An 18,054-nucleotide genomic window follows, 5' to 3' on the forward strand; every position below is an offset into this window, starting at 1 on the left:
AGCCATCTGCCCCCTCTGAGGATTGGAGCGGTTTTAGTTATTTACGACTATTTCATAATCACTGAAGTAGCCATCCAGATTCTTCACTGAGATGGTCTCGGCAGAAGCCACTTTGTTGGATTTGAAACTTCTGGAGAAACTTTGAGAATCAGGCATATGAGTAAAGAGACATTCGTAGAAGACCTTGCCTCCTTCTATTCCGAAAATCAATCCTTCAGGCTTGGAGGGATAGAAATTCTCTGTATAGAACCGAATGCGTATGGGCAGATAGGCCTGATGGAACTCTACCGGAAACTTGATATCTACCTTGAGCGATTCTCCCTGTCCTGCCTGAACATTGACATTTACACGGTGATTGACTGCTTGAGTGCTGTTGGCAGAAAACTCTCTATAGTCGAATTTTTTTCTGACATGGATCTTCACCAGACGCTTCAATTCCGGATTGTCATTTACAGAGATTACCAATTCTGATTTGAGAGCTTCGAAACCGGGTGTATTGAGCTGCATTGTCACTTTGCCCATGGCATCTACTTGAGCATTGCTTATCGCATTCCCAGAGTGATTCACCACGATGCGATCATTAGCTTTCACATTGCTATTTTGGTCGGGATAGTAGTCCACTTGGAAAGAGGCATTGGCTTCGCCATTGGTGAACAGGAATTCTGTCTTTTCGGCTTCCAACCGTCCTTTGCCATCGGAGAAAGATGGGTAGAGTTGTACTTCCTCGGAGAGACTGATATTGTTGGCTGCAGCTCCGTTGAGAGCTCCCTCCAGTGTATTGTAGCCCTCCGTCCACACTTCGTTGATCTTAACCTTGTAGAGATGGTTGCGTATTAGGTCATAGCGTTTCTTGTCTGCCGAGCGCACAAAGTCAATCTTGTAATACGAATCCTGTCCGCTTCCGTTGTATCTTGCCTTTACAATCAGGCAGGATATTTTTCGATTGGCCGGGCTGGCATTCTTTCTTTCATAACCATAGAGAGGAGTGCCGGGACTGACAAATGAGCTCTCGGTAAACGCCACACCTGCGGGCTCTGTGACTGTCCCTTCCGTAAATTCGCCTGTGTGGGGATCGAAGGGAGACAAAGTGCCTTTGTCCCACGTTTGATACAGAGCAAATGTTGCACCAGCAAGCTTCGGAGTATTGACTACGAGCTCGAACTTAACCTTATTTCTTAACAAAGCTATCGTACCCAAGTCTTGACCTGCCGTAACGGCCGGATATGTTTTGTGTGCCCACATGCGAATTTCTTCTCCTTGCACATTCAAGGCTGGTAGCATCTCCTTTTCATCCTTTCCAATCCAATTCTCGGGGTTGGTAAGCGTGTAGTTGGCAATGAAGTGTATGCTCCTGCTTTTGTCCGAGCGATTGATATTCACAGTGAAGCGATTGGTCGTTGCTTCTTTTTGGGCAACTGACCGCTGGAGGAATAACCCATTTTCATTGAATACCCACAGCTCCAGTGTATTGATAGTGTTTTCGTCCACTGCACGCATGGTGCTGAACTCCGGCATATCTACCGTAAAGGAAACCCTGGCATCATCCTCCGGCCCGAAAGACTCTCTTTCTTCGGACGAACATCCTACCCAAATGAGCGGTAGGAGAAGCATGTATATAAACTTTTTCATAGCAAATATTCCTTTGTCTTTAGGGGGGCTGTATTACATATTCTCTTTCACGTCTCTCACACAACGTACGTGAGCTTGATGAGTTGTAGCATTACCAGTCCCATTCCTTATTTTCGTGGTTGTTCCGGAAGCGTTCCAATAATACCTGCCAGTCATGATGGATTGTACAGCTCCTTGAGGAGTGTTTTGTAGTTTATCGACCAATTGGATTTCTGCATCCGTTGGTAAACGCCAGTCGTCAAGAACTTTCCCTCCTCGCGTCTCTGTGTAGGAAGCGCAAACGTGTAGGGCATAAGAATCTTGTGGGGTGTTGTCATACTTTAGGTTACCATTGCTATAGGTTTTCTTGTATTCCATACGAATGGTAGCTCCCAGTTGGGAAGCCAATTCAAACGAGGGAGAAATCATTTTCTTCGTAGCTTCGTCAGAAAGAGTTATATGATGATCTCTAAACTGCAAGGTGTTTGAGGGAAGATAAAAACCTTTGGTTTCCACTGGTGGAAATCCGAGTATCATGTCTCCGGAGGGGATGAGCGACACAATGTGGTATATGGCCTTGTTGTTCAAGTTGGGTGCCAAAGTACCATCGGGCCTCCAACTTGATTTTTCACCCCAGGTGAAGAGGATATACTCGGCCGGGAATTGTATTACCACAATCTTTTCCATCAAACCGGGGACTCCATTGAATACATGCACCTCAAATTTTTTTGGGACATTGTTCTTCGGTAGTTTACTCTTGATTTTAATCTTACTCCCATCGAATGATACTTCCGGATACATCTCATTTCCGGGAGGGATTGGATCATGGTGCTCTACTCCATTTTTATCCACGAAGGAATAGTGAGGATCTTGGATTACCGCTGTTATGGGTATTTTGGATGTGACATAGGAGACTTCGTACGTCTCGATCTTACTCATCGTCACATTGTGCTCAGCAACCAGCAGATATTCAGTAGCCGGCAATCCAAACTCATCCTCGTTTTTCTCCCACTCCTTTACTGATAGTTCTCCATGTATGGATACCGGCTCTTCTTCTGCGCTACCACCCAGTACCTCTATCTTGGTGTTGATTTCGTAGATACAGTTGCTTTTGAGCTTTTTGTCCGAAGCATCGATGGGGATAGTGTAGTAACTGTCTACCTCTTCACTCGGGTTATTTTGTTTTTTGAATCGGGCGTGAATCTTTACCTCCGGCTTCAGGGAATTATCGTTGTCCCAAGAGGAGAAGTAAGAATAGTAGTGCGGTTTCCTTCCTACTGCTAATGGGCGGTATTCACTATCCTTGTACTCTGCTGTGTTAGGTACCTCTTCGGCATCAAGATAAGCCTTAGTAACGATATTGTGAGCCTTCGCTTCAAGAGAACCGTCTACCAGATCATATCCGTCCACCCCGATTGAGGTGAGATTTACACGCAGCTTGGAGGCCAGCCTTTTTACCTGCACTTCTCCGAGTACTTTCCCTTCGAGGGTAGACATATCAATGTTCTTGGCCGTTGAGCCATACATTACGAAATCGTTCAGGATGTTTGCCTCTATGCTTTTCTCTACGAGGAGATGTTTCAGATCATTCTCACTCTCAGGAATGGAAGCCGGTTCGATATTGACTAACAAATGGATGTTGAAAGTCTTACTTCCGTCGAACTTGCTTTGTACATCCTGTGGTACGGGTATCATGTAGCGGCTTTGCTCTGCATTGAACAGAGAAGTACAGTTGACATCCCATACGAGCTGGTGGGTTGCATTGTCGTAGACAGCGAGCTGGAGGGAGGATACTTTATTCTCATTTAGAGCATCATCTCCCGGCTCCGTACCGGCTCTGACAACGTTGTTCTCTCCGATCCGAATTTGCAGGCTGAGAGTCTCTATATTTTCTTGTCCCTTCCTTACCAGCTCTTCCTGATTACATCCCTGCCAAATCATTAGGAATGCTAGCACAAGTAAGTAAGAGAATGCGAATCTTGTCTTCATATCTAAAATCTTCATCTTTATATGTAGTTACCTCTGGATGATAGAGATGCTCGCCGGGTTTGTATGTGCACCGTTAAGCACTTTGTTGCCTCCTACTGCGAATGACAAGGTTGTTCTGCGTACTCCGCCACCGGGGGCTTTGAGTGGAAGGATCTTAAGGGAATATTCGGTTTCTCCATCGGCATCTCCTTCTGAGACGAAGTCTCCCTCTTCTTTGAAGCCGAAGTCCAAACCGTTGGAGAGCGTTGCCTTCCAGCGAGAATGAGTGGCAGCCTTGATCTTGACTCTAAGTACCAGAGGTGAGCTTTGCGACACTTCTTGCTCTTCTGTGAGTGCACTCTCCGGATCTATCGACACAAGGTAGGGCTTTACAAAGTCGAAATTTACATCCTCCACATTCCACGGCAACACCTTCGTACTTAGCAGTAACACATTGGTTTCTCCCAACTTGCTTATTGTGGCAGAAACTTTGTAGTGATGGTTGCGCAGGATGGAATAGTGGTGATCTACCGAGGTTGTCTCGTCGTTGATATAGGCTCTATAAGTGGTCGGGATACCGTTAAAGAGAGCTTTTACTTCCAGTCTGGAAGCTCTATCGGTTGTATCTGCTACAATGATTCCGGGGTTTTCGTACACGTATATGCAGCCGTTGTCCATCACACTTTGAAACTCTCCCGTGAGAGAAAGATGTGTGCCATTGTAGTTTTTCTCCCAATTCCAAAGCCCTAAAGCAGGATCATAGGCTCCCAATGGACTCGCAGCGAAGAGCGTCCCCGTCTTGGCGTTGCGCTGTATTGCCAATGAGGTGATTGCTACTTCGTCTGTGTTGCTGTTGGTTTCTTTCTTGATTTCAAGGGAGATCTTAGCCACAACACGTTGAAGAGTTACACTTATCGAGGAAGAATTGTCCTCGGCAATTGTTACTCCAGTTTGCTTGCCCGTCATCAAGAGAGGAATCTCTTGTGTTTGTGCTGTCTCTATGGGTTGAATTGCATTCAAATCGGAATAGAAGAGGACATCATCCAACTGTGGTGTGATAGCTGTGGGTTCGTTCGCTATCACGTAAATAGTGCGATCGCTGCCCACATGGGCTTTGATCGTCATAGTTTCGCTCAGCTCAGCCGCTTTGAAATGCTTTTGGACATCAAGTCCTGCAGGACTGAAGACCATAATCCTCAGACTTGTGATGCGAGCATCATCGGCAAAGAGTCCTCCTCCGTCTCTCAACTCTATCCCGGAAATACGGAGAGAGAGATTTCCTTCTTTGTCACTGCCTCCGATAGACGCTTCCTTGTTGCACGCAACTCCAATCCACAAAAATCCCAGAAGCAGGATCAGAGCAGAAATGCTGTATGTGAATGTATTCTTGATCATAGCGTATAAGAGGTGTTCCTCCTTAATAATTTAGTATTCAACAAATTGGTATACTTCATTCCATGGCGTAACAACTACCTCCACGCTTATATTAGCTCTCAGGTCAATGATGATGTTCAGCAATCGACCTACTTCGGGGAGAAATTCTTTCCCGTCCGAACCTTTTGAGAATGTGCGCTCCTTGTTCCCATTTACCATGAGATCCAGATTGAGCAATTTGTTTTCTGCCGTGGGGTAAATTCCCACTATGGGTGTTTCAAAGTTTCCATTGCTGTCCACATTTCCCGGGAGCTTATACTTGACAAGTTTTCCCATCAAGTCCGATACTAGCTTGTAGGTATCCGGTGTTTCCCCAATCACAGGTCCTGTGGTGGCCGGATCCGGTGCAGTCGTTTTGCCTGCCAGCCATCTTTCGTAGCCACGTATAAGCACATGTACTTGAGCTGTGCGCCTGCGAATATCCAGTGTTTTTCCCTCTGTTTCTTCTACATCTCCATACTCCACCTCTGTCTCCAGCGATCCGGAGAGAAGATCCGGAGCAGTCTCTGCCATGCCCCCTTCGGATGCGAGTTGGAAAGATATGTCTGCGATGCTCTTGACATCGTTTGTTTGCGACCACATACGGTCATTCGGGTTTGCCCATGCGACAAAAGTCAATTTCTTGGGACCAAAATATCGGATATATACAGGGGTGCGTGCAGCTATTTCTTCGCCGGAACGCTCGATACGTTCTACGAGTTTTCCGGACTCGTCAAAGACAAACAAGACGACACGCTGCACGTCCCCGGATTCGGTAATATCCCTCTCGTCAATATCAAGAGCTCTGATATATAACTGGAAAGGTCGAGGACAATCCGAGAGGTCCTCCTCAATACAACAACCAATAAAGCATCCCGATATCAGAAAAAACAATATCGGCATGATTAATTTCTTTGCGTCTGTCATAACGAATACGTGAATTTGGTTCGGTAGTTTGCAATGGCCTGTTATTGAGTCTTAGTCATAATCCGAGGCCTGCGTTTCCTACTCAGGTTAGTAGAGAGGGGGAGGGAGGAGGTCCTCCCTCTTTCCCCTCTTGAGATTACATTCTAAATAGCTCCGCCAGTTCTCCAAGGGTGATTCCTATTCTCTTAATTCATAGATAGTTCCCTTGGATAGGCTTCGGTAAGAGATTACCAAACGACTTTCTGAGTCACTTCGTTCCAAGCCTGAACCTTACATGTAACACTCAGATTAGCATCTTTAGCTACAGGGTTTTCTGGAGTGTTTGTACCGGGACCATTGATATCTACTTCCATGAAGTACTTGTGGTTGCGTTCAACTCCCTTTTTCTCGCTGTTCCCTTCGATCTTGGTCGTCTTGCCAAGCTCTCTGTTGATTATAACAGGATAGAATGTTGTGTGATCTGTTTCTGAAACAATCCACTTCATTTCTGCAGCGATTTTAGCTTCTTCCGCACTCAGTTTATTTCCCTGTGCATTTTTTAAGGTGCCCTTGAAACAAAGGATAGTAGGATATTTAACATCCTCTTCTTTGTTTGACAGCAGATAGAAACCCGCTTTTTTCAGCAATTCATCAGTAGCCTCATTTACACCATAAGGCATTGAAAAAACCATTGTAAGGAATTTCTTTACCTCGTATGTGGCAGGAGTATAGGTGCCCGCAGGAACATTTTCGCCGAAGTAAAATCCAGCAGTTGCCAAAGTCAGATCTTCCCCAAAGATTTTGGACTCTTTCTTTGCTACAAGAGCCATTACGGTACTTAGTTCTACAGAGAATTTCTTCTTGAAAGCATCAGAGAATTCTGTATCCACCTTTTTTACTTTCACTGCAGCATGTACGTGGGCCAGATTAGCCTCAACATCATTCTCAGGATCGTTTCCCTCTTTCAAAACCTTTTTAACCTCTGCTGTCATCATCAAATGGTCTGCAGTTGCAGACGGAATTCCTCCTTCCAGATTGCATGTCAGATCCTTAGCTTCCTCCAAGGTGAGGTCTTCAAAGGCAAGTGTCCCCTTGTTGGCAACCACGAGGATGGTGTGCTCTCCTGTAGTACACTTGATGTCTTCTGCTTTCCATTCTGCCCCCACGAGCTGAGCCGCTTTGCAGGCTTCCTGGATTCCGGCTGCATTGTACACGAGCACTGTGGCGTCAGAAATTTTTTGCTCATTTGCCGGATCTTCTGCTACTGCGCGCATGGCCGGAGTAGCCTGAATTGTTACACTTACTGAAGCATCTTTTGCATCCGCAAGACCGTTGAGAGTCTCATTTTTGTTACAAGCCAACAACGCCAAAGCGGCCAATCCACTCAAGAAAAACTTTGTTGTTTTCATCTTCTTTTTGTTTTTAGTTGAACAATTAGTTAGTTATATTCTCTTTTTCTTTTACAAATACCTCCCGTGCGATGTCAGTCCTTTCGGACACCCTTTCAATGTTTCTCCGTTGTTATTTTCTCTGTACCGAAAATGTGACCTCGCAAAACGAGGCCTTTCCCTTTTTTGATTTCCTTGTTTCTATCTGTTGGGGTGCAATGTCACCAACCCTGCCTTCTCTTTATCCAATAAGGATCGAAAATGCACAATTGAAACCTTTTACCAACCCCACGTCACCTCCTGCAGTAAAGATGGTGTCTGCACACTTGTGTTTGGTTTTTACGTATTCCGATACTCTCTCTCGGAGATGCGATCACTCACTCGTTTATCCCTTCAATCTCCTTCTCCCATACGGAATACTACTGCAAATGTAGAGATATTTGGTATATATTCCAAGCCCTTTTTTGTTTTTTTGCCTCATATATTTACTTTCGAATTCAAGTTGTTAATACAAAGGATGTTAAGAAGTGAGGGTAGATAACAAAGAGTAATATTCCATACGATAAATAGAAGAGAGTGGTGTAAAAATAGCATTGAAAAAAGGTATTTGATGAAAAAGAAAATGCCTCGGCGTATGTATTACCCGTCAGTAGAACAAGAACCCGGCCGAGGTGGGCTCGGTAGGGTAGATTAGGTTATACAATATTCCTCGTACCTACATGTTTCCTATATATTATAATAAGGTGTAGTTGCTTCCACGCAATACATGCAATAGTCACAACTGGGTTGATACAATTTTCTATTTATTGGCGTATTAATTTGTATTTGTTTTGTGATTTATACGTAAACTTTTTGTTGCCTTTTTAGGGCCAAAAAGAGACTCATTTGGCCTTGTCTTTTCTCTCTTATTTGCTTCCTATGGGAGCCGTTTTTTTATGACACGGGAGAGAAAGAAAATTCTCTCCTGAGAGAAATTTTGCTAACACAGGAGAGAATAAATTTTTTCACAGGAGAGAATTTTGACCCTCCCAGAATGCCGATGAATAGAGCATTTTGAGAAGTGGATTTCGAGAGTACGAAAGGGAGGATATTAGCTCGGAGATTTAGGCCTTTTTCTCTCGAATTTTCTCGTTTAGAGCCAAGATTGGATTTTACAAAACATGTCGGTTTTTGTCTCTGAAACAGTTCCTCAAAAAAGAAGTCGGGCACCCTATTGCCATAGCAAACAGGATGCCCGATTTCTGCAGGAGAGATGTTATGATTAGCGCATCAGCTTGATCACAGAGTGCCCTTCTATGTGCAGTAATACCGCGAGCCCTGCATGGGGAGTGGGGACGAAGAACTGCCCTTGTTGGGTCTTAGATCGTGTGAGCAACTCTCCGCTAACTGTACAAGTCGTATAGTTGAGACCTGCAGCGAACCCCTCTACAAGCCACCCATCGGATACCTTGTATATTCTATAGTTGCTATGCTCAATGGTCTCTATCCTGGTGTCGATGCTACCTTTGATGTGCTTAAAAATCTTCCAACCATCTGCTTGGGAATATGCATCCACGGCATCGGGTTTTACGTGCAAGGTGGCTTCGTCTAAGAAAACAATATCGGAGAAAGCATCGGCCTCAATGTCGGCAGGCTTGCTGTCATAGGCAAAGACACGTTTGATACTCTGGCATTTCTCAAATGCTCCTTTCCCGATTGTGCAACCATCGGGGATATGGATCTCTTCAAGTAAGTTGCAGATACCGAACACCCCCTTTCCAAGGCTTTTGAGCGTAGGAATGTGTGGGAAGAGAAGCAATGAACGTCCATAGTAGAAAGCCGAATCTCCGACAGACTCCAATCCGGGACTAACATTCTCTTCGTATCCTACAGAAGCAAGAACAGGGTTGAATGCCAATGCTTGAGCTTCTATTTTACGCAAAGATGCCGGTAATTTTATCCCCTTCACAGCCGGATGATACGACAGAGCGAGACGACCGATCGTTTGCAGACCTTCTGGCAATTTGATTGCAGCTTCTTCACCCTCGATAGGACGAGTGGGGAAGAAGAGCAGAGTAGCTCCATCTTGTGTATAGAGAGCTCCATCTACCGATTTGAGAGCCGTATTGTCTATTGCCACGGTTACATTTTTCAGTAAGGGGCAGGTCGCGAAAGCTCCTGGCATGATACCAAGTGCAGAGGCAATGATTTGGTAGGTATCTCCCTCTCGTCCGGCCGGATAGGCTATCAGAAGAGTCTTTTCTTTGTTGTAGAGAACTCCGTCTTCTGCTGTGAAATGAGGATTCTCAGCCGGTACTTCGAACTGCCGTAGAGCTGTGGCATAGAGGAAAGCTTGTTCTCCTATATACTTCAGATCCTTGTTCAGCGTCAAGGAGGTCATTTTGTTAGCCCCTTCGAAAGCCTTGGCGTCTATGTGGGTCACCTCGCCGGGCAAGATAGCGGCACCCTCGGGGTTCCAGGAGATCAGGTGGCCTTTTTGGATCACGGGAGCATCCGGATCCGGTTCGCCACTTTGGCTGCACAGTACATTAACCTCTATATCACTGGAGAGACTCTCTACTACATAGGTAAGCTCTCTGTGTCCACTTACCGTTTCTGAATTGAGTTGCCATTCCTCAACCTTGTTTGCTCCGATAGGGTGGGCTGTAAAGATGATTTTACTGCCTTTGGGGAGGGCATCTCCTGATTCGAATGAAGAGCCATCTTGCAGAGCCGCTGTAAGGGTGCCGTTGTCAGTGTTGAAGGAGCTGAATTTGACGATGAAATGATCCGTCATTCGGTCGAAGTTTACCGCTATATCAAGCCCGTCTTCGGCTTTGCACTCATAGGTTGTTTTGCCATTTTGCCCCGATATTACTTCATAGCTTATTTGAGAGCCTTCACCGACTTCTTTCGACCAGTCTGTCACGCGATACCCTCTTCTGGGCGAAGCCGTGAACTTCAGATTGCTGTTCAGCGGCACCTTTTCTCCATAAGGGACATTGATGCCCCCATCTCGGGAGCAGGAGATCGTTCCCTGGCTGGGAGCCAAACTACGGTAGAAGATATAGCAACCTTCGTCTTTCTTGCGGAAAGTTACATTTAGATTGATGTCCTCTGTTACCGATGCGATCTCGTACATATTGTTCTCTACACTCGAGCTGATATCCGTGCCATTCAGAGTCCAGCTTGCTACATAGTAGTCGAAGAAAGGAATAGCCTTGAAAGTAATCGTTGAGCCGGTGGGCAAGGTTTGTCCCGACACCACAGCTACAGCCCCGGTTGTCCAGCTCTCTACTTTCCCTCCATCGGAGTTGAAAGAGTAAGTAATAGTTACGTTTGTTATAACCGAAGGAGCACCGACAATGATCTTTGTTTTTCTGAGTTCTTTGCTCAGTCGTGTTTTCACTTCTTCGGAAGCTACATACAGGGTTGTGCTTTCTTTGTCATTGAAAGCTCCGTTGAATCCCTTGAAATTGGGACTCAGATGTATGTCCATTACTCTCAAAGAGCCAACACCGTTCATGGTAATGAAGCTGTTGTTTTCTACCTCTTCGAGCTTTGGTACTATCAGCTCTGCCAGCGAGCTGCAGCCGTTGAGCGATTTGTCTCCTAAGACGGTAGCCTCCGGCAGGGTCACTTTTGTCAGTCGAGAACAGCCGAACATGGCCGACTCTCCAACTTTTTTGCATCGCCCATCGAGAGTCAGCAGTTCAATACCTCCCGCCACTGCAACTAATACACCGTCCGTTTTGCGGATCAGTGCATTTTCGGAGGTATAGAAACCTTCGGCTCCGGCCTCTATTTGCAGGTTTTTGAGCATTGTGCAGTTGGTAAATGGATTTGCACCAGTGCTGGCAAGCGATTTGCCCAGAGATACGTTCGTCATGGCCGAACAGTTGGCAAATGCTCGTTTCTCCAGTTTGGTGATCGCAGGGAGGGCCAAAGCCTCCAAAGAAGAACAGGCATCGAAAGCCTCTTCTGCAATTTCGGTCACTTTCGGAGCCATTATGCTCACAATGCCAGTACATCCCTTGAATGCATTTTTTCCGATTTTGACTACGTTCTTGAAGTCTACCGAAGTGATTGCTGTGTTGCTTATCGGATCGGTGTCTCCCCAGCCATCGGGATCGGGTTCGCCCGGTGTGTAGAAGCAGTTTTCTGCAATCTCGGTTACATCCTCGGGAATTGTAATACTCCCACTTGCGTCTGCCCAGGAAATCAATTTGCCGTTCTCTATCTTTTGGGCAAATACATTCGATAGCGGTAGTGCCTGCAATACAATTGCAAATACTACCCATTTGAAAATCCTTTTCATTTGCATTTTATTTCTTGTTTGAAAAGGAGGGGTCGGGACCCCTCTGCCAACGAAGGTACAAACCTTAATGAGACTGTTGCTCCTTGATCCCGAAATATGCATTATCCTTCTCTCTTATAAATTAGAGACAAAAATGTACCTTTGAGAGAAGTTATAATCGATTATCATTTCTCTAATTGTCATCATGCCTACACCAGAATTTCGATATCAAAAGCCATTTGAGATGGCTACAGACAAGACCGAGTATTATCTCCTGACGAACGAGTATGTCTCCGTCCGCCCCTTTGCCGGGAAGGATATGCTCTGTGTGGATCCTGAAGGATTACGTTTGCTGGCACGTCAGGCCTTTCATGATGTTTCTTTTTTTCTCAGGAAAGAGCATCAGAGACAAGTTGCTTCGATCCTTTCCGATCCCGAAGCCAGTGAAAACGATAAATTTGTTGCTCTTACTATGTTGCGCAATGCAGAAGTCTCTGCCAAGGGACAACTGCCGTTTTGTCAGGATACGGGTACAGCTATTGTCTTGGGCAAAAAGGGGCAGAACGTCTATACCGGAGGTGGAGATGAAGCTGCTATTTCGCATGGGATATACGATACTTATACGACAGATAACTTGCGCTATTCGCAGAATGCTCCCCTTGATATGTACCGAGAGGTCAATACGGGTTGTAACCTGCCTGCTCAGATAGATCTCATGGCAGTGGATGGCGAGGAATATAATTTTCTTTGCATTGCCAAGGGAGGAGGATCGGCGAATAAGACTTTCCTTTATCAGGAGACAAAGGCCCTGCTTAACCCGGATCGGTTGCTCCCTTTCCTTGTGGAAAAGATGGCCTCACTTGGCACGGCTGCCTGTCCTCCTTACCATATAGCCTTTGTGATTGGTGGCACCTCTGCCGAAGCGAACCTCAAAACCGTAAAGCTGGCTTCGGCCAAGTATTATGATGAGCTTCCCACCGAGGGTAATGCCTTAGGGAGAGCTTTTCGTGATGTGGAGCTGGAGCAAAAAGTGTTGGCCGCAGCTGCTAAACTTGGCTATGGAGCGCAGTTTGGAGGTAAATATTATGCTCATGATGTTCGGATTATCCGTTTGCCGAGGCATGGAGCCAGTTGCCCCGTGGGAATGGGAGTGAGCTGTTCGGCAGACCGTAACATCAAGGCTAAAATCAATCGGGAGGGGATATGGATCGAGAAGTTGGAGACCAACCCGGCAGCACTTATCCCGGAGGAATATAGACAGGGGATGGAAGGGCAGGTAGTGAAGATTGATCTCAACAGGCCGATGAGTGAAATTTTGGCCGAGCTGGATCGCTATCCTGTGTCTACTCGTCTTTCTCTCAGTGGTACCATTATTGTTGGTCGAGATATTGCTCATGCCAAGCTGAGAGAGCGTATAGAGCGAGGCGAAGGATTGCCGGACTACATCAAGAATCACCCAATTTATTATGCTGGTCCGGCCAAGACTCCCAAGGGGATGCCTTCCGGCTCTTTTGGCCCGACCACAGCAGGGCGCATGGACTCTTATGTAGATCTTTTCCAGTCTCACGGAGGCTCGATGATTATGATAGCCAAGGGAAATCGATCTGAGGTTGTCACAAATGCCTGTCATAAGTACGGAGGCTTCTATTTGGGGAGTATAGGCGGTCCGGCAGCTGTTTTGGCGGAAAACAGTATCCGAAAGGTGGAATGCCTCGAATATCCCGAATTGGGTATGGAGGCCATTTGGAAGATAGAGGTAAAAGATTTTCCTGCCTTTATCCTTGTGGATAACAAAGGGAATGATTTTTTCGCTGAGATCCGGAGCCGTTGTGCCAATTGTGCCATAGGAAGGTAGCTATCGGCAGACACAACCCTCTCTTGTCTCTATAAATACTGTAGATGAGGCCTACTTTTGGGCCGTATTTTATTCGGACAGAGAGGGAGGAGTCTCGCTTGTTACAACAGGAACGATGGATGAAGAATGGTGCCGGAAGGTATATGCGCAGATTAATTCTTCTACCTTTCTTTGCAAGGTTATTGCGTAATACGGCAGTCGCTGTGCTGTTCATTGACGTTCAGGTTTGGTCTCATACCCAAGTGCTTCCCTTACCTCGAGAGCATCAAAGCCCTGCGATTGCCATCATCCTGCAAAGCCCGGCAAGAAGCTGTTTGGGTAGTTTGGGAGAGTCTGTACAACGGTCTCTTCGTGTGATTTAGGTTTTTATTAAAAGATACACAGCTTATGATGAAAAGAAAGCTCATCAATCCGTTGTCACGGATTACGAAAAGAAAGCCCAATGCTACATTGATGCTCTTTGTCGCTGCTGTATTGGCGGTGATTGTGGCTAATAGCCCATGGAGTCGGTTTTATTATGAGTTGCTCAACTATCCCGTATTGTTGCAAATAGGCAACTACAGCGTTTTTTCGCATAATGGCGAGACCATGAGCTTGTTGGAGTTTGTAAATGATGCCCTGATGGCAATCTTCTTCTTTGTTGTCGGCTTGGAGATAAAGCAAGAGATGTTAGTCGGGGAGCTGAGTAGTTTTCGCAAAGCCGTCCTTCCCATTGTAGGGGCCTTCGGTGGTATGATTTTTCCGGTACTTTTTTACCTCTCCGTTTGTCATACAGGCGATGAGATACATGGAGCCGCTATTCCTATGGCTACGGATATTGCCTTTGCTTTGGCTGCTTTGGCTGCTTTGGGAGCACGAGTGCCTACCAGTCTCAAAGCATTCTTGACGGCCTTGGCCGTGGTGGATGACATAGGGGGTATCATCGTGATCGCTATCTTCTATTCGGGGCATATTTCCTTCCTGCTGTTGGGAGTAGCTTTGGCTATACTTGTATTGATGTTTGTATTGGGAAAAATGGGAGTGACACACAAGGCTTTCTATTATCTCTGTGGAATCGTCGTTTGGACTCTCTTTGTCGGTAGTGGCGTGCATGCTACTATTGCCGGCGTCTTGCTGGCTTTCACAATCCCGGCACACTCAAAAGTCAATATGCACAACCTTCGGTCAGAGATGCGAGTCCTGTTCAACCTGATGCCTGATGGAGAACGCACTAATAGAGATGTTACTATGCTGAGTCGTGACCAGATCAGTATCATTTCTTCGATGAAAAAGAAGGCTGCCAAGGCTATCTCTCCGGTACAGGAAATGGAGTCGGACTTTTCTCCCTTCGTGAACTTCTTTGTTCTGCCACTGTTTGCTTTCGTCAATGCAGGGGTGGTACTCGGAGGCGTAACTGCAGAGGGAATGTTTGGAGTACCCTTGGCTATCGTACTGGGTTTGTTTGTCGGCAAGACTTTGGGGATATTCTCTTTCACAGCCCTTTTCATCAAATCCGGTCTCGGATGTATGCCTAAGGGAATGACTTATCACAACCTGCTTGCTCTTTCCATGCTTGGAGGTATCGGCTTTACTGTGGCTCTTTTCTTGGCTTCTCTGTCGTTTGGCGATGTCCATCCGGAGTTGTTCAACGAGGCTAAAATGGGTATCTTCTCTGGTTCGATTTTGTCGGGGATTTGTGGATACTTCTGGCTACGCTATGTCTTATCTAAGGAGCATAAAGCCGGGATAATATAGGGTTGGAATTTGTTTTTAGTAGGATTTTCAATGGACGAGGTTTTCGAGAGCCTCCGATCAGGAGAAGTACATTGGTGTTTTTGTATTGAAGGTTAAATTTTAATAGTTAAGAATATGATTGAAAGGGTATTCACTAAGCTCTCCGTTATCTCTGCCGTGGCAATCATGCTGGCAGTTCCATTTTCTGCGTTGGCGCAAGAGAAAACTATCAAAAGGAAGGTCGCAATAGGTAGATTCTCTAACGAGACACAGTATTCCAAAGGGCTTTTCTACGACAAGGACAATGATCCCATGCGAAAACAGGCCTTGGATATTTTATCATCCAAACTCGCAGCCAGTGGGAAATTTGTCCTTTTGGAAAGAGATGATCTTGATGTCCTCGTGGCAGAGGCTGGAGAGGGGATGAACAAGATTGGTGCCGATTACATTATTCTTGGTTCGATAACGGAGTATGGTAGAAAGGTAGAAGGACAACAGAAGATTTTCTCCTCAACCAAGACTCAAACAGTGGAAGCGGGAGTAAGCGTTCGTCTTGTAGAAGTTGCAACAGGCCTGATTGTTTATTCTGATGAGGCCAAAGGATTTGCAGAGACCACCACTAAGCAGACCCTTGGTATTGGTGGCACTGCCGGCTTTGATGCTACGCTTAGTGATAAAGCAATTTCTGGAGCTCTCAGTCAATTGGTCGAAAACATTATCAATAAGTGCATGGATAAGCCGTGGAGGTCATATATCCTCTCTGTTGATGAAGGTTCTTATATCATTTCGGGTGGTATATCACAAGGATTGTCTGCCGGAGATGTCTTTAATGTTTATAAGAGAGGCCGAGTGGTTAAGAATCCTCAAAACGGACTCTCCGTTGAACTCCCTGGACAAAAAGTTGGTGTTGTTTCTGTGCTCTCTTCGTATGGCGAAACTCCAGAGACGGAAATTTCTTTCTGTTCTTATAAAGGGGAAGCTATAGATGTTGAGAATCTTGGTAAGTATTATATCTCAGACAAATAAGGATCGTATATGAAGAAATTTATTGTCGCAACTATTGTAGCTCTGTTGTTTACAGGCTGTGGAGTAGGTTCGTATTCCATTTCTTCGGGCAAGGCAGATGAGGGAATGCTCTCATTTGTCAGTGCTCGTAAAACACCTATAACCGTTACAGTTGATAATAAAACATTCAATGTTAGTACTGTCAAGGGCAAGGCCTGGCACAAGGACCGAAACATCAAGAAGACTGCCCGAAATACAATCTTCTTGACTCCCGGTCAACATGATGTCATTGTTGTCGCAAAAGGTTCCAAAGTTTATCACAAGAGAGTTTTCATTTCCACACAAGAACACAAAGTGATTGAGTTGTGAAACAATTGTTTATCTCTTTGCTGGCAGTAGTACTCCTTTCCTCTTGTGGTGTTACAAACTCCCTGTATTATTGGGGTGGAGTGCAAGGAGGAACGACTGTCTATGAACATTTGGCCTACCAGTCGTATGACAAACAGACTCCAAAGAGTATCTGTAATCTTATCACTGTGTATGAGAATATGGTGAAAAAGCCCGGAGGTGTTAGGCAAGTTCCTCCTCCCGGTATTTGCGCTGAATACGGGTATCTTCTTCTTCAACAGGAAACAGCTTCTATATTTCTCAACAATGCTACGGCATCTCAGAAACGCCTCTTTAAGACCGATGATTATGATGCTCTGTTTCAGGAAAGGGGTAGAGAGATGCTACAGAAGGAGATAGAGCTGTATCCGGAATCTGCAAAATTCATTGGACCATTGATCAAAAAACTTGTGAGATAACATGAAAAGATTAATCTCCATCATTATTCTTGCAGTGTTTGTGAGTTCCTGTGGATTAGGAAAGCAGATGACACGCGAGTCGCAATATGCCTCCTTGTATGAGAATATGCCTGCAACTATTCTTGTCATGCCTCCCATTAATAATAGCTCCAATGTTGAGGCCAAAGATTTGCTGTATACATCCATAAGTCGTCCTCTTGTGGAAGCCGGATACTATGTGATTTCACCCCTTCTTGCAATGGATGTTCTTAAGTCAGAGAGTGCTTATGATGCAGAACTTTTCATAGATAAGCCACTGACAATGTTTAGGGACTATTTTGGTGCAGACGCAGTGGTTTTCTCTCAAATTGATGATTGGACTAAGCGAGGATTGGGAATTGAAACAAAGATTCGATACATCATTAAGTCTACAATTACGAACGAAATACTATTTGACCGTAGTTGTGATCTTTATCTTGATCTTCAGCAAAATTCTGGAACAGGTAGTACATTCAGTGCTTTTGTAGATCTTGTAGCATCCGTCATTGTTACTGCAACAACCGACCATATTGTAGCTGCAAGAAAGGCAAACTACTATATCTTCAAGGATATGCCTCATGGGAAATATAGCCCCTTGTATCTGAAAGATAAGGATGTAGTAGTCGAGGATAAAGATGTCAAGAAAAGGGTCAAATAGAACTCTTGTGCAATTCCATTATGCCTTGTTCTCTTATCTTGCAGATCCTGTAATAGATCCCTTTGACACCTTGTTTGGGTGAAATAATAAGAGTATGGGAAGGGCAAGTGTTCCGAAATATCTACCCTCTGAAAGATGCTTGTTAGCTTGAAAAAGCTCCTTGTATGTGAGACTTGATGACAAAAGTTTGGTAGTATCAATATAATTGCTACCTTTGCAGCGCATTTGATCGCGGAGTGGAGCAGTGGTAGCTCGTTGGGCTCATAACCCAAAGGTCGTAAGTTCGAGTCTTGCCTCCGCAACTAAATAAGGACCACCATAAGATTTCAGGATCTTTATGGTGGTCTTTTTATCTAATAGCTGAGAGCTTTCCCTTTGAGACTATTGCATAAAGAGAGATTGCTAACTACCTCCTAATGGTTTGTTTGGGCTATCTTTGC

12 protein-coding genes and 1 tRNA gene are annotated in these 18,054 nt (G+C 45.2%); 7 read left to right on the forward strand and 6 right to left on the reverse strand.

Annotated features, from left to right (window positions below; genetic code table 11):
* Positions 1-33: 33 nt before the first annotated feature.
* From DQN70_RS05005 to DQN70_RS05035, 6 genes are all read right to left on the reverse strand, one after another.
* Positions 34-1,629, reverse strand: coding sequence for a hypothetical protein (locus DQN70_RS05005; RefSeq protein ID WP_023935739.1), 1,596 nt, complete (start codon positions 1,627-1,629; stop codon positions 34-36).
* A 33-nt stretch (positions 1,630-1,662) separates the two neighbouring features.
* Entirely contained in the window at positions 1,663-3,597 is a 1,935-nt protein-coding gene (gene fimD / locus DQN70_RS05010) for a fimbrial tip adhesin FimD (RefSeq protein WP_042225920.1), read from the reverse strand.
* A 27-nt stretch (positions 3,598-3,624) separates the two neighbouring features.
* Positions 3,625-4,971 (reverse strand): fimbrial protein, encoded by a 1,347-nt coding sequence (locus DQN70_RS05015; protein ID WP_023940395.1) that lies wholly within the window; start codon positions 4,969-4,971, stop codon positions 3,625-3,627.
* 30 nt (positions 4,972-5,001) lie between these two features.
* Positions 5,002-5,892, reverse strand: coding sequence for a FimB/Mfa2 family fimbrial subunit (locus DQN70_RS05020; protein ID WP_023935744.1), 891 nt, complete (start codon positions 5,890-5,892; stop codon positions 5,002-5,004).
* 251 nt (positions 5,893-6,143) lie between these two features.
* Complete coding sequence (locus DQN70_RS05025; RefSeq protein WP_023940396.1) at positions 6,144-7,304, reverse strand: fimbrial protein; 1,161 nt, start codon at positions 7,302-7,304, stop codon at positions 6,144-6,146.
* A 1,240-nt stretch (positions 7,305-8,544) separates the two neighbouring features.
* Positions 8,545-11,580, reverse strand: coding sequence for a leucine-rich repeat domain-containing protein (locus DQN70_RS05035; protein WP_158441735.1), 3,036 nt, complete (start codon positions 11,578-11,580; stop codon positions 8,545-8,547).
* A gap of 184 nt (positions 11,581-11,764) precedes the next feature.
* Here DQN70_RS05035 and DQN70_RS05040 point away from each other — a divergent pair, with 184 nt between their 5' ends.
* From DQN70_RS05040 to DQN70_RS05075, 7 genes are all read left to right on the forward strand, one after another.
* Positions 11,765-13,414, forward strand: coding sequence for a fumarate hydratase (locus DQN70_RS05040; protein ID WP_042120077.1), 1,650 nt, complete (start codon positions 11,765-11,767; stop codon positions 13,412-13,414).
* A gap of 387 nt (positions 13,415-13,801) precedes the next feature.
* Positions 13,802-15,148 (forward strand): Na+/H+ antiporter NhaA, encoded by a 1,347-nt coding sequence (gene nhaA, locus DQN70_RS05050; protein WP_023935755.1) that lies wholly within the window; start codon positions 13,802-13,804, stop codon positions 15,146-15,148.
* 114 nt (positions 15,149-15,262) lie between these two features.
* Complete coding sequence (locus tag DQN70_RS05055) at positions 15,263-16,153, forward strand: CsgG/HfaB family protein (protein WP_023940399.1); 891 nt, start codon at positions 15,263-15,265, stop codon at positions 16,151-16,153.
* Between the two features lie 9 nt (positions 16,154-16,162).
* Positions 16,163-16,501: a hypothetical protein gene (locus DQN70_RS05060; protein WP_023935759.1), complete on the forward strand. Its 339-nt coding sequence runs from the start codon at positions 16,163-16,165 to the stop codon at positions 16,499-16,501.
* Positions 16,498-16,938, forward strand: coding sequence for a DUF4810 domain-containing protein (locus DQN70_RS05065; protein WP_036888526.1), 441 nt, complete (start codon positions 16,498-16,500; stop codon positions 16,936-16,938). The genes DQN70_RS05060 and DQN70_RS05065 overlap by 4 nt, the downstream gene beginning before the upstream one ends.
* 1 nt (position 16,939) lies before the next feature.
* Positions 16,940-17,614: a GNA1162 family protein gene (locus tag DQN70_RS05070; protein WP_023940400.1), complete on the forward strand. Its 675-nt coding sequence runs from the start codon at positions 16,940-16,942 to the stop codon at positions 17,612-17,614.
* A 230-nt stretch (positions 17,615-17,844) separates the two neighbouring features.
* Positions 17,845-17,916: transfer RNA gene (locus tag DQN70_RS05075), tRNA-Met, on the forward strand.
* Positions 17,917-18,054: the final 138 nt, after the last annotated feature.

The sequence above is a fragment of the Porphyromonas crevioricanis genome, from assembly GCF_900476255.1.
GTDB classification, from domain to species: domain Bacteria; phylum Bacteroidota; class Bacteroidia; order Bacteroidales; family Porphyromonadaceae; genus Porphyromonas; species Porphyromonas crevioricanis.